A 12,863-nucleotide genomic window follows, 5' to 3' on the forward strand; every position below is an offset into this window, starting at 1 on the left:
CAAAAGTTGGCTTTATGCCATAAAATTCGTTCAACTTCCCAGAATTGCAGTATTACTAATCTGTGTCCTTGTGCGTGTGGAGTCTAAACAGTATGGGTCAGGCAACTCAGTCAAATCAGCCCTCGGTGCAGGAGTTGGCACGATCGGGCGATTTGGATGCACTCACGTATTGGCTGAATGTGTTTTTGCTGCCTCATAATCTGTTCGCTCAGACAGAATCCGCTTCATCGCCGGGATGCGTCAGAATCTTTGTCGAATTTTATCCTTCTCCGGAAGTCGATGCCCAATCGCCAGAATTTCAGCAAAATCTGGTGCGCTTCATTTGCCATCACATTTGGCAATTGAACTCTGCCGCGATCGATGGCGTTCAAATTGCTGCCCGCTTTACGGGTAAACCTCAAATTCTCTGGCGTAAAACGGTGCGAGTTGTTTCTCCTGCTCGTCGCGCCAAACTCGCACAACCCCAGGCGCAAGCTCCCACCGCAGACGTTGCTCAGATCAAGTCAAAACTCCGGCAAACCACCCGTCAAAGAGTGCAGTTTCGCGCCCTGCGATCGCTCTTACTCACCGGGACGACTGCTGCCGCGTTTATCTTCGGCTGCTGGTTAGGGTACAAAGACGCACCGCCCACCCAAACCACGGCGACAGCAGCCAACTCTACAGTCAGACCCCAAACCGTGACCACTGCGCTAGAACCTGTGCAGGTCGAGACTGCTGGAACTTCCACCGATGGAACCGCCACGCTTCTATTTACGGGTGATGTGTCGCTCACGCATACTTACGCAGAGTTGGTGAAGGACGACAAAAACTGGGCATTTGCCGCGCTGCCAGAAACACGGCAAGCGGATGTCTCGATCGTCAACCTCGAAGCGCCGTTTACTACGGCATCCGATTCAACCAAGAACGAAGGGTTCAAAGCTGATCCGGCTCAAGTAGACGTGCTGAAAAACGGCGGCATCGGTCTTGTGAATCTAGCAAACGATCGCATGATGGATTACCAGGGCACCGGACTCGAAGACACGATCAAAACGCTTGACCAAGCGGGAATTCGTCATTTTGGGGCAGGACGAGACACGAAAGAAGCCCGTCGCCCTGAAATTCTTGATGTCGATGGGCAACGAGTGGCGTACCTGGGTTATTTTGGCGCACCGGAGCAAGCCGCTAGCGAATCAACCCCCGGAACGAACCTGAAGCAAAACGATCGCATTGCAGCCGATATTAAAGCCATTCGCGATCAAGTCGATTGGGTGGTTGTGAACCTCCACTGGGGCGATGAGATTGCCAAATATCCCAGCGAATCTCAGATCGAACTCGCCCATTTTTCCATCGATCAAGGCGCAGATTTAGTGGTGGGTCATCATTCTAGCGTTTTGCAAGGCGCAGAAATTTACAAAGGTCGCCCGATCGCCTATTCGCTCGGAAACTTCATTTTTGGCAAAAAAGCAGAAGGGAATTATGACAGTGCAATGCTGCGGGTTGCGCTCAAAGATCGGCAAATGAAGGTCGAACTTTTGCCCGTTGAGGTTAAAGGATTTCAGCCGCATGTGGCAACGGGCGATCGTGGACAAGAAATTCTCAACCAAATCGAATCGGTTTCCGATGTGTTCCAGCAACCGCTAAAGTCGCCTACGATTATTGATGCGCGATCGAACAGCATAACTCAGCCGAATACCCCATCTCCGAGTCCCTCTAGCACTGTTCAACCTGATTCTGATCCTGATCAGGCTGCACCAAACCCAGAGTCAACGCCTTCAGATTCCCAATTGAGTCCCGATTCTGCAAGTCCGACTTTAACGCCTGCTCCAGAATCAAGTCCGACTTCTTCTGACCAACCTTGGAATCAAAATTCGTTCATCAATCAACCCAGCCGCGAATCTCCGGCTCCAGAGGTTCAGCCCTCTATTTCACCCAGTCCGCAGGCGACCGACGATCCAAACGATCGCCAAACAGACTCAGATGGACTCAACCCTCCAGCACCGAGTCAAAGCATTGAACCCGATCGTCGTCGTTATGCAACCTCAATGCCTAATGACACGATCGTCGATGCTGCTCTCTATCCTTAACACCACTTATTCATCTGCCTGTGTTTTCCATTGAACGTCGTCGCCAGCAATTCGATACCTATGTCTTATCTGATCGAGCTTCTAACTCTAAGCTCGAAATCGTTCCCGATCGCGGGGGCATTATCACCAGTTGGCAAGTTCAGGGACGCGAACTCCTGTATATGGATACCGCTCGGTTTGCTGATCCCACGCTTTCAGTCCGGGGTGGAATTCCGATTTTGTTCCCCATCTGTGGGAATTTACCCAACAATGCTTATAGCTACAAAGGACAGTCCTACAACTTGAAGCAGCACGGATTTGCTCGTGATTTGCCCTGGGAAGTGATGGAGCAAAACACAGAAGCGGAACTCAGCTTTACGATCGGGCTTTCCAGTACTCCTCAAACTCGTGAACACTATCCGTTTGACTTCCGGTTAGTATTTACTTACCGCTTACAGGGTCAAACGTTACTGATCGAGCAGCAAATTAGCAATCTCTCAGATGAACCGATGCCGTTTTCGATCGGATTTCATCCCTATTTCTTGGCTCCAGAAAAACATCAGCTTCGATTCGATATTCCTGCGAACGATGCTCTAGATCAAAGAACTCAAGCGCACCATCCGTTCTTCAATACGTTTGATTTCGCTCAGGATGAGATCGACTGGGCGTTTCTGCAAATCAGCCGCCAAGTCTCAAATGTCGCGGATCTAAGCCGTCACACACGAATTACTCTGACTGCGGCGGATGAATTTCCTTTGCTGGTGTTTTGGACGCTGAAAGGCAAGGATTTTTATTGTCTAGAACCTTGGAGCGCTCCCCGCAATGCTTTAAATACAGGCGATCGATTACTTTCGGTGGAACCTGGCGCAACGATGAACACAACGATTAGCTTATCTATTGAGTTTTCGTGAGAAGGCGATCGTCTTAAAGGCGCGATAAGTGTAGAACTTGTCATAGCGACGCGATTACTCGCGTCGCTACGATCACGGATGCAATAAATCGGCGATCTGCCACCTTTATTCTTTAAAGCTACGACGCAGCCAAAACTTGTTTTGCGTGACTTGCAACTTGCTCGGCTTCATCGTGGGTCAGAGTTTCGATCGTCGCTCTTGCTTCAGGTGTATTCAACCGAGCTAGGGCTTGCACCACCCGATAGCGAATCTGCCAGTCGGAGTCAGTTGCATAAGGCGTAAGCAATTCAACGGCTCGCGCATCCCCTAATTCTCCCAGTGAGCCGATCGCTGCCGTTTTAACCAGTACCTCATTGTTGGAGCCGAGCGCTGCTTTCAGCAGATCAAACGATCGCGGCTCACCCAGCTCGCCCAGCGCTGCGATCACACTGAAACTCACCAGCCATTCTGACGTTCTGTGGTAGAGGGCTTCGAGTTGTTCATAAGCTTCCGTCAGCTTCAGCGCCCCGATCGAGTCCGCTGCTGCCGCTTGCACATCCGCTTCCACATCTGCCAGCGCCACTTTTAATAAGCTCAGTGCAGCCTCGCGATTTTGGCTCCCCAGCGACGCAAGCTGACTAACCGCAGCATATCGCACCCGCACATTGGAGTCTGCCACAGGAATTTGTATGAGTTCAAACGCGATCGCCGGATCAATCGTTCTGAGTTGATTGACGCCACGCAGGCGATCGCCAAAATCTTGAGATTGTAATAGGTCGCGAATCGAATCTGGTGTATTCATAGGGTCAAATCTCTAATAAATCAAGCTTGCTCTGCTGCCATGCTGCGGATAATATCGCCACGAGTTAAGATGCCGACGACCTTACCGAATGAATCAAGCACAGGCAATCGATGAATTTTGTGGTCGTGCATTGCCTTGGCCGCTTTGGACAGGAGTGTGTCTGAAGTCGTGGTGACTGGAGCCGAACTCATCACCTCTCCGACGGTTTGCCCGATCGCTTTATGCAATTCTTTTTCATACCGCCCTGGATTTTCTAGATAAATCACACTATCGAGCAGCATGATATAAGCGGGGGGTGTGACATCGGTTTCGCGCCACATCAAATCGGTTTCAGAAATGATGCCGACCAGTTGACCGTTGGCATCGAGTACAGGCAGACCGCTAATATGCCGCTCGGCTAGGATTTTGATCACGTCGTTGATCGGGGTTTCAGGATGAACCGTGATCGGATTGGGGGTCATCGCTTCCGCAACAGTTTTCGGCATGGAGGTTGTGAACCGTTCTTTTCTAAGGTCTAGATCAATTATTGGGGAATTGGCGATCGAGGCTGCGATCGATTCACCCGATTTAACATTCGTAGATCTACCGTTGCGGAATAAACACTCTAAAGGAGGATGAATCTGCGATGATAGAAGCACTTCGCCACCGATAGCGCGAACACGCTCAAGCTTGACTATGCAAGGTTCCCTCAGACGAATCATCACCGGAGTCGTCTTTTTTGTGATTACCGTCTTGATTGCTGCCGCAGGCTATGTTGTCGCGGGCTGGTCGGTACTCGATGCATTTTACATGGTAGTGATTACGGTGTTTGGGGTGGGGTTCGGAGAGGTGCGTCCCGTCAATACCCCGGAACTCAAAGTTTTTACGATGCTGGTGATCATCAGTGGTACGTCGTCTGCGGTTTATGCCGTGGGCGGATTTATCCAGATGGTGACTGAAGGCGAAATCAAGCAGATTTTACAAAGAAACCATATGTCTCAAACAATCAAGGCACTGGAAGACCATGTGATTATTTGTGGTTTCGGTCGGATGGGGCAGATTTTGGCGAAAAAGCTGACCGATGCTCAAGTCAAGTTTGTGGTGATTGATCATAACGACGATCGCATCGAGCAAGCAGAATCTCAGGGCTATTTAGTGTATTTGGGAAATGCGACCGATGACACGGTTTTGCATAAAGCGGGAATCAATACGGCGCGGGCATTGGCGACGGTGCTACCCGATGATGCAGCGAATGTGTTCATTACGCTGACGGCTCGCGAACTGAATCCGAAACTCTTGATTCTGTCTCGTGGGGAACTGCCTTCGACCGAGAAAAAGCTCCGACTTGCAGGAGCCAATCAAGTGGTGTTACCTGCTTCGATTAGCGCTTTGCGGATGGCACACATGATCACGCATCCGGCAACGCTGGATTTTTTCAGCCAAGGCGACGATCGCAATACGCTGAATGAACTGCTTGGACAGATGGATATTCAGATGGATGAACTGGCGATTACCCAAAAGTCCGGCATGATTGGGGCGACGATCGGCGATATTGAAACGCGGGGACGCGGCACGATGATCATCGTAGCGCTGCGACGAGCAGACGGGACGACAATCACCCATCCGGGACAAATGATCGTATTAAGCGAAGGCGATGCGGTGATTGTGATGGGGCATCGCGGCGATATTCCGCAGGTGATGCGAAGTTTAGTCGTGCGCCGGAAGATGCGTTATCGCGGCTCTCCCCGCATTTGGAACTAATTGACGGACGCTTGATCGATCACTCCTGCGCCAGATTGAAGCGAACCTGCGACGATCGGCATTCGACTCGGCATTCCTAATCCGAATCCCTGCCCCAGATCTACGCCAATCGATCGACAAAATTCGATGTCTTCTACAGCTTCGAGTCCCTCGGCTAACACCGTGATGCCAAATTCTTTCGCCACCTGAACCAAGCTCTTAACCATCACTTGCTTCATTTCGTAGCGACTACACCGGTGAATCAATCGTCGATCGAGCTTGATCACATCCGGGCGTAACTCGGTGCAATAGTGATCGATTCCCACATTACTGCCCAAGTCATCCAGCGCTAACCCAAACCCGCCTGCCCGAATTTGTTCAATCACTCTCGGTAAGTTAGGATGCTGAGTCAGCGCTTCGACTTCGGTGAGTTCAAACACGATTTGTTCTGGGTGCAAGCCGAGATCCAGCACTTGCTGAAAGTTCTGCTCTAGCGATTCGGGATGATGCGCGATCGCGTTGGGTAAGACATTAATGAAAAAAGTAGGGCGATCCGGCTGATTCCACTGCGCCAAGGTGTTAAAGCACATCGATCGGGCGAGCGTATCAAACTCTCGGGTCAAATTCATCATCAACGCTGCATCAATCAGTTGCTGTCCGTTAAAGAGCTGCCCCTCTTCATTGCGAGCGTGGGCTAAACATTCATGCGCCACCACCTGACCCGAATGCAGATCAAAAATCGGCTGATAGTTAAAAAACAGTTGCCGACTCGACAAGACCTGGAAAAACCAGGTGTGTTTGCCCAGCAGCATCATGTGTTTGAGCGATTGGGCACTGTGGAACTCACTCAATAAATGCTCCAGATCCAGCACCGATCGCGTCACGAGATATCGAGATAATGCCTTTGCCTGGTTCGAGACGTGCTGACAGATTGCCGCGAACAGATTCGACAGTTCAAACTGGCTCACAGAACGATAGAGCAGTTGCGGCAAGACTGCGATTTTCTCAAAGCCCAATCGATACAGCACCGCACGCGTTTCGCGATCGCTTGGCTGCACAATCAAGGTGAACAGATGACTAGATTGGGGAATGATCTGCACAAAAGAAACCCCTCACATTTCTTAAAGGATGCACCACGGATGACGAATTTTTCTCCGTGCCTATAGAGTATCAAATGTGACTTGGATCGCGCTACTTTGCGATCTAAATCACACCCTAATTTGCAAATTTTAAGGAAGAAGCTTCAAGAAAACCATTGCGTGAGATCATTTTCTACAGGATTTGAATCGTTCTCCCTCCTGACCTATGACTACCCCGGCTCTAGAAACCGCACAATGGTCTGAATTACTTCAGCAGCTTCTCGATCGCGACTCGCTCTCGCTCAATCAAGCTTCAACGTTGATGCAGGGATGGCTCAATGATGAGATTCCCCCAGTTTTATCGGGTGCAATTTTAGTGGCGTTGCAGGCAAAAGGTATTTCAGCGCCAGAACTTGCGGGAATGGCGAAAGTATTGCAGTCGCAAGCCCAGTCGATCGAGCGCCCCAATTTTTCTCTGATCGATACGTGCGGAACGGGTGGCGATGGTGCTTCTACATTCAATATCTCAACTGCCGTGGCGTTTGTGGCTTCAGCAGCCGGACTACGAGTGGCAAAGCATGGCAATCGATCAGCATCAAGTTTAGTGGGATCAGCAGATGTTCTCGAAGCGTTGGGCGTGAATTTGGGTGCAGACCCGGAGCGAATCCAGGCGGCAGTATCAGAAGTGGGCATCACGTTTTTATTTGCTCCGGGTTGGCATCCGGCGCTGAAGGTCGTGGCTCCGATGCGAAGAACGCTGAAAGTGCGGACGGTGTTTAATTTGCTAGGCCCGTTGGTGAATCCGTTACAGCCGACAGGACAAGTGATCGGAGTGTATAGTTCTGCGCTGTTAGAGCCGATCGCAGAAGCATTAAAGCTATTGGGCAAGGAATCTGCGATCGTGCTGCACGGCAGGGAGCGACTCGATGAAGCAGGCTTGAGCGATCTGACTGACATTGCAGTATTGAACAATCAAGCGGTGGAACTGACGACGATCGATCCCCAAGCGCTTGGATTGCAGAAAGCCGCAACCGATGCCCTGCGAGGAGGGGATATCTCTGTGAATACGGAGATCTTACGATCGGTGCTGCAAGGGAAAGGAACGCAAGCTCAACAAGATGCTGTGACTTTGAATGCGGCATTAGCGCTGCGTGTGGGACAGGCGGTAGAGTCGTATGAGCAGGGAATTGATCAAGCAAGAGAAATCCTTAAGTCTTGTGCAGCATGGGATAAGTTAGCCCAACTCGTTGAATTCTTGAAGTAGGAGCTTATGCCAGCTCTTGACCTCTATCATCATGTTGTAAAACAGGCACTCATCAAGGATGGCTGGATCATTACCCATGATCCGCTCCATTTACGGTGGGGACGGAAAGATATGTATGTGGATTTAGGAGCAAAGCGGTTAATTGTTGCAGAACGAGCCGAAGAGAGAATTGCAGTTGAAGTGAAGAGCTTTACTGGAGACTCCGAAATGCAAGCTTTTCGCGATGCAATTGGACAATTTGTAATTTACTGATCGGTTCTACGTCGCACAAATCCTGAATACAAACTATATCTCGCTGTTCGCGATATCACGTACAGTTCTTTCTTTGAAGAACCGATCGGGCAACTTTTGATCGAAGATGAGGATCTCAAGCTGATTGTATTTGATGCGGAGCAAGAGGTAATTCAACAATGGAGAAGTTAGCGGAGTATCGCCGAATTATTCAAGCCGTTCTGATCCCATATACTGAAATTCCTTACTCGCATGGCGAGCTGATTTGCAAACCCATTTTTGATGAAAGCCGGGATAGTTATGTGCTGATGACGTTGGGATGGGATCGTAAAACGCGGGTTCACGGTTGTTTAGTTCACCTAGATATTATTGATGGCAAAATTTGGGTGCAACGGGATGAAACAGAAGATGGTGTGACTCGTGAATTGGTAGAAGCAGGTATTCCCAAACATGATATTGTTCTGGGCTTTCATCCTGCCGATGTGCGACCGCATACGGGATACGCGATCGCTTAACCATTTTTCTTGGCGCTCCACGACGAAAATCGCGTCTGTCTGATCTAAGCGGAGTTTCCCTTTTAAAGTGGGTTGAGCCGTGGCTGCTCCGCTTACTGCGATCGCAATTTAAGCTGCGATCGTACTCTGTTCGCAGCCTGAGATCTACGCGGTTGTTTCCGATAGCTCTAAATTAAGCTATCGGAAAACCCCAGTGAGAGTAAGGTCTCTTTCTAGAAGCCGTCTGCTCTTGTGTTGGCGCAGAGAATTCTAGAAGCGATCCGTTGAGATAAAGTCCGGGTAGAGTACACCTCAAAAGTATTTCTGCTGATCTTGCACTTGGTCGGATTCATCCGCGAATCTTTACAATCAGTCTGCTCTAATAACTATCTTCTCCTGGAACTGCGAACGGGTCAGAATCCGCCAATTGCGCGAGTGAAGCGTCGCGAATCGCTTGCCAACGCAGAAGTAGTTCTTCGCCTTGCCAATCATTTGTAATGTAGTTTCTGACTGCCTCATCAAGTTCCTGCCTTGTCTGCAACACTTGACGAACGGGAACAACGATCGCATCTGCCATACAAACCTCCAGATAAGCTGTGCGATTTGTCTCCAATTTTACTGAGGTTTGGAGAAGTGCAATCCTATTTGCGACAAATACTTCAACTTATTCACACTTCCACGCAGTTGGTAATGAAAATTGATAAACATCTTCGAGGACTTGTACCCATCCATTCACTAGAGCGGTGAGAATGCGATCGCCCTTTTCTTTTGTGGCAGTTGTGGGATCGCCCAACACACCACTGCGGCTCAAATCACGAGTCATCCAGGCAAACGGAAGCGCTCCTTCCATGCTGAGAACTCCTGCTTGCGGCTCACCCAGCGGATATTCGGCTTTAGCACGTTCCATTTTCACTTGATCCGGCAGGATTGAAAGTAGCAAACTCGTCTCAACATCGCCTGCATGAATTCCAAGTTCGAGTTCTTTTTCGCTGAAGAGTTCAGATGCGATCGCGCCGATCGTTGGAACTTTCCAAGTAAATAACGGAAATAATGCAAAGTCTTCGTATTGCTGGTGCAAATCACGGGCAGCGATTTCGAGAATTTGCGGCTGCCCTCCATGGGAATTGATGAATACTAACTTACGAAATCCAGCCCGATAAATGCTTTCTGCAACTTCAATTAGAACTGCGAGTAGGGTTTGAGTGCTGAGTGTGATCGTTCCGGGAAAGTGCCAATGTTCATTTGATTTGCCATAGTACAAAGGCGGTAAAGCATAGGCGGGAATGTTGGGATCAAGTTGAGATAATGCTTTACCCAAGACAGCGACACTAATAGCAGAATCCACCGCTAACGGTAAATGTGCGCCATGCTGCTCGATCGCGCCGATCGGCTGCACAATTACAACGTTCTCTTTGTTGGGCATTGATTCGATATCTGTCCAACTGAGATAGGGAAAATAGCGATCGCTGGGAATAAAACCGTGCATCATGGGGTTCCTAAGTCTGATACCGTTGATTTCAGATTGTAAGGTGTCTTGCTCGATGCTCTGGTTTCTCTCGACTGTTTTAACAGGGGCGATCGCGTTTGCGGCGACGAATATCGATGATTTGTTTGTCCTGATGCTGTTCTTTACTCAGGTCAATTCGTCTTTTACAAGAGCACACATCTATTTAGGACAGTATTTAGGATTTGCCGGAATTGTTGGGTGTAGCTTATTGGGATTTTTAGGTGGATTGTTGATCCCGCAGACTTGGATTGGTCTGCTAGGAGTTCTGCCAATTTGTCTGGGAATTCGGGCGATCGTAAGCCGAGAGGAAGAAGGTGAAATTCAAGGCGCAACGCTACCGGATCACCCAGTCACGAAGGTTTTATTGCGATTTTTTCAGCCACAGATCCTAAGTGTTGCGATCGTCACGTTTGCAAACGGTGGAGACAATATTGCAACCTACATTCCCCTGTTTGCCAGCTTAGAGTTACAGCGAATGATGATTGTGTTGACCGTATTTTTTAGCTTGGTTGCGGTGTGGTGTAGAGTTGCCGACTGGTTATCGCGTCATCCAGCGATCGCGCCTGTGCTGGAACAATACAACCGGATTTTGGTGCCGATCGTGCTGATTGGGTTAGGAATTTACATTTTGATCGAGAACGAAACCTGGAAAATTTTTGCTTAGCTCCAATCGTCGCGTTTTGCGCCGCGCCCTTTGTACGGTTGGGATTCTGCATGAATTTTGCGAGTTTTTTCAAACAAGACCTCCTCGGTTAAGTTCCACTGTTTGAGAACTTTGTCTAAATCCGCTTGAATGTCTCGCGCTCCAGGAAAGCCATTGTAGCGAATGCGAAGCCGCGCGAGTTCAGCAAGATTCAAATCGGTCGCTTCACCGCTCAGTAAACCATTCACAATCTCGCGATCGGTCTTCCACAACGGATGTTCTTGATCTTTTTGCTCTTGCGCCATAGCTCACTGCCGAAGGAATGTTCGATACCATGATAGGGCTTAGCGTTGTCAATTCTCATGAATTTCAATCGTCTTCCCTCTCGGATGCAAGCAGTTCAATCGCCGATTATCCCGATCGTCGGTGAACTGATCCGGCAACACCCTGGTACGATTTCACTCGGTCAAGGTGTGGTGAACTATCCGCCGCCTCAAAGTGCGATCGATCAAATCACCACGTTTCTCAGCAACCCAGCGAATCATAAATATCAAGCGGTTGAGGGAATTCCAGCATTGAAAGCGGCGATCGCACAGAAATTAACCACTGAAAACAAGATTGATTTGACTAATCGAGAAATTGTTGTCACCGCAGGCAGCAATATGGCGTTTCTGCATGTTGTTTTAGCCATTACTGATCCCGGTGATGAGATCATTCTGCAAACTCCGTTTTATTTCAATCACGAAATGGCGATCGAGATTGCGAGTTGTCGAGCTGTGTTAGTGCCAACAGATGAAAATTATCAGCTTCAGCCTGATTTAATTCGAGCTGCCATCACTGATCGAACTCGTGCGATCGTCACCATTTCCCCGAATAATCCAACAGGTGCAGTGTACTCCGAATTTGCATTGCGAGAAGTGAATCAATTGTGTCGTGAATCGAATTGCTTTCACATTACCGATGAAGCTTACGAATATTTCACTTATGGCGTTGATCATTTCTCTGCTGCCAGCATTGGCGATAGTGCTAACCATACGATCTCAATCTTTAGTTTGTCTAAAGCGTATGGCTTTGCCAGTTGGCGCATTGGATATATGGTCATTCCGGCTTACTTGCTCGAATCAGTGCAGAAAATTCAGGATACGAATGTGATTTGTCCTGCTGTGGTTTCTCAATATGCAGCACTAGGAGCATTGCAGGCAGGACGATCGTACTGCGAAGAAAAACTTATATCCATTTCTCAAGTCCGCGACATTGTTTTAGCTGAACTCGAATCGATTCGTCATTTCTGCACCGTTCCAAAAGCAGATGGCGCATTCTATTTTCTGCTCAAAGTTCACACCGAACTAGACACAATGGAACTCGTAAAACGACTGATTCAAGATCACCAAGTTGCTGTACTTCCAGGGTTTACCTTTGGACTAGAAAATGGTTGTTATTTGCGTGTGGGATATGGCGCACTCGAAAAAGAAACCGCGATCGAAGGCATTCAGCGACTTGTCACCGGATTGAAAACGATCGTCGAGACACGCTAGAACATTAAAAAATGCGGTGTTAATTATGCTCTCTACTTCCGAATCGATCGCTTCCTTAACAGGCTGTTTACGTCAGGTGCATCACCTCGCTCTGAACGTTAAAGATATGCAAGCATCTCGCCATTTTTACGGCACAGTTTTAGGCTTGCATGAACTCACTGGATCAGAAGTTCCCGAAACGCTGAAAAACGCAGTTGCTTCTGGGAAAGTTGCCAACTTCAAAACACCAGATGGCACCATTATTGATTTGTTTTGGGAACCCGATTTAACTCCGCCTGATCCCGATCCCAAAAAAGGCTTTACCCGAATGAATCATTTTGCGTTTGACATCGCACCGGAGTTGTTCGATCAGGCTGTTGAAGTGCTGCATCACTATCACGTGGCGATCGATCATGGCCCTGTGTCTCGCCCAACCGGACGCGGAATTTATTTCTACGATCCGGATGGCTTTATGTTAGAAATTCGTTGCAATCCTTCACCTTAAGTTACAGTTTTGTCCTCACTCATTCCTTCTGTTCTCTGTTTGCTGACCTGACTCATTTTCACCAACCTAAAGTGAGTCAGATCACTCCATTTCCTGCAAACTTATAAGACTCTAAAGATACGCGATGTGCATCAAATGTGGGTAAGATCATTCAAAAGGTAGATGCACGATTT

The 12,863-nt window shown here is 48.7% G+C and carries 14 protein-coding genes and 1 pseudogene; 9 read left to right on the plus strand and 6 right to left on the minus strand.

Annotated elements, in window-relative coordinates; genetic code table 11:
- The first annotated feature begins 92 nt into the window (after nt 1-92).
- Both NC981_RS14040 and NC981_RS14045 read left to right on the plus strand, forming a co-directional pair.
- Nucleotides 93-2,063 carry a CapA family protein gene (locus NC981_RS14040; RefSeq protein WP_348243489.1) on the plus strand — a complete coding sequence of 657 codons (1,971 nt, stop codon included), beginning with the start codon at nt 93-95 and terminating at the stop codon, nt 2,061-2,063.
- Nucleotides 2,064-2,083: 20 nt separating this feature from the next.
- Complete coding sequence (locus NC981_RS14045) at nt 2,084-2,953, plus strand: aldose epimerase (RefSeq protein ID WP_348243491.1); 870 nt, start codon at nt 2,084-2,086, stop codon at nt 2,951-2,953.
- Nucleotides 2,954-3,071: 118 nt separating this feature from the next.
- On the opposite strand, the gene nblB is transcribed toward NC981_RS14045, so the two are convergent.
- Both nblB and NC981_RS14055 read right to left on the minus strand, forming a co-directional pair.
- The gene (gene nblB, locus NC981_RS14050) at nt 3,072-3,734 is read right to left on the minus strand and encodes a phycobilisome degradation protein NblB (RefSeq protein ID WP_348243493.1); all 663 of its coding nucleotides are present in this window, start codon (nt 3,732-3,734) and stop codon (nt 3,072-3,074) included.
- Between the two features lie 20 nt (nt 3,735-3,754).
- On the minus strand, nt 3,755-4,219 hold the full coding sequence (locus NC981_RS14055) for a CBS domain-containing protein (protein ID WP_348243495.1): 465 nt from the start codon (nt 4,217-4,219) through the stop codon (nt 3,755-3,757).
- A gap of 190 nt (nt 4,220-4,409) precedes the next feature.
- Between NC981_RS14055 and NC981_RS14060 the strand changes: the two genes are divergently transcribed.
- Entirely contained in the window at nt 4,410-5,474 is a 1,065-nt protein-coding gene (locus NC981_RS14060; RefSeq protein WP_348243497.1) for a potassium channel protein, read from the plus strand.
- Here NC981_RS14060 and NC981_RS14065 read toward each other — a convergent pair.
- Entirely contained in the window at nt 5,471-6,553 is a 1,083-nt protein-coding gene (locus NC981_RS14065; RefSeq protein WP_348243499.1) for an EAL domain-containing protein, read from the minus strand. The genes NC981_RS14060 and NC981_RS14065 overlap by 4 nt on opposite strands.
- Nucleotides 6,554-6,758: 205 nt before the next feature.
- On the opposite strand from NC981_RS14065, the gene trpD reads away from it, so the two are divergent.
- The 3 genes and pseudogenes from trpD (at nt 6,759) to NC981_RS14080 (ending at nt 8,542) form a co-directional block, all read left to right on the plus strand.
- Nucleotides 6,759-7,796, plus strand: coding sequence for an anthranilate phosphoribosyltransferase (trpD, locus tag NC981_RS14070; RefSeq protein WP_348243501.1), 1,038 nt, complete (start codon nt 6,759-6,761; stop codon nt 7,794-7,796).
- Nucleotides 7,797-7,802: 6 nt separating this feature from the next.
- Nucleotides 7,803-8,219, plus strand: a pseudogene (locus NC981_RS14075) (XisH family protein).
- Complete coding sequence (locus NC981_RS14080; protein WP_348243503.1) at nt 8,207-8,542, plus strand: XisI protein; 336 nt, start codon at nt 8,207-8,209, stop codon at nt 8,540-8,542. The pseudogene NC981_RS14075 and the gene NC981_RS14080 overlap by 13 nt, the downstream one beginning before the upstream one ends.
- 358 nt (nt 8,543-8,900) lie before the next feature.
- On the opposite strand, the gene NC981_RS14085 is transcribed toward NC981_RS14080, so the two are convergent.
- On the minus strand, nt 8,901-9,098 hold the full coding sequence (locus NC981_RS14085) for a hypothetical protein (protein ID WP_348243505.1): 198 nt from the start codon (nt 9,096-9,098) through the stop codon (nt 8,901-8,903).
- 87 nt (nt 9,099-9,185) lie between these two features.
- Nucleotides 9,186-10,010 carry a creatininase family protein gene (locus tag NC981_RS14090; protein WP_190379228.1) on the minus strand — a complete coding sequence of 275 codons (825 nt, stop codon included), beginning with the start codon at nt 10,008-10,010 and terminating at the stop codon, nt 9,186-9,188.
- A 52-nt stretch (nt 10,011-10,062) separates the two neighbouring features.
- Here NC981_RS14090 and NC981_RS14095 point away from each other — a divergent pair, with 52 nt between their 5' ends.
- Nucleotides 10,063-10,692: a cadmium resistance transporter gene (locus NC981_RS14095; RefSeq protein ID WP_348243507.1), complete on the plus strand. Its 630-nt coding sequence runs from the start codon at nt 10,063-10,065 to the stop codon at nt 10,690-10,692.
- Here NC981_RS14095 and NC981_RS14100 read toward each other — a convergent pair.
- Nucleotides 10,689-10,976 carry a DUF3288 family protein gene (locus tag NC981_RS14100; protein ID WP_348243509.1) on the minus strand — a complete coding sequence of 96 codons (288 nt, stop codon included), beginning with the start codon at nt 10,974-10,976 and terminating at the stop codon, nt 10,689-10,691. The two genes, NC981_RS14095 and NC981_RS14100, sit on opposite strands and share 4 nt — an antisense overlap.
- Before the next feature lie 57 nt (nt 10,977-11,033).
- On the opposite strand from NC981_RS14100, the gene NC981_RS14105 reads away from it, so the two are divergent.
- Both NC981_RS14105 and NC981_RS14110 read left to right on the plus strand, forming a co-directional pair.
- Entirely contained in the window at nt 11,034-12,206 is a 1,173-nt protein-coding gene (locus tag NC981_RS14105) for a pyridoxal phosphate-dependent aminotransferase (RefSeq protein WP_348243511.1), read from the plus strand.
- 25 nt (nt 12,207-12,231) lie between these two features.
- Nucleotides 12,232-12,690: a VOC family protein gene (locus NC981_RS14110; RefSeq protein ID WP_348243513.1), complete on the plus strand. Its 459-nt coding sequence runs from the start codon at nt 12,232-12,234 to the stop codon at nt 12,688-12,690.
- Nucleotides 12,691-12,863 lie beyond the last annotated feature (173 nt).

Origin of the sequence: Leptolyngbya sp. DQ-M1, from assembly GCF_039962505.1 — a bacterium.
In the GTDB taxonomy this organism is placed as follows: Bacteria; Cyanobacteriota; Cyanobacteriia; order Leptolyngbyales; family Leptolyngbyaceae; genus Leptolyngbya.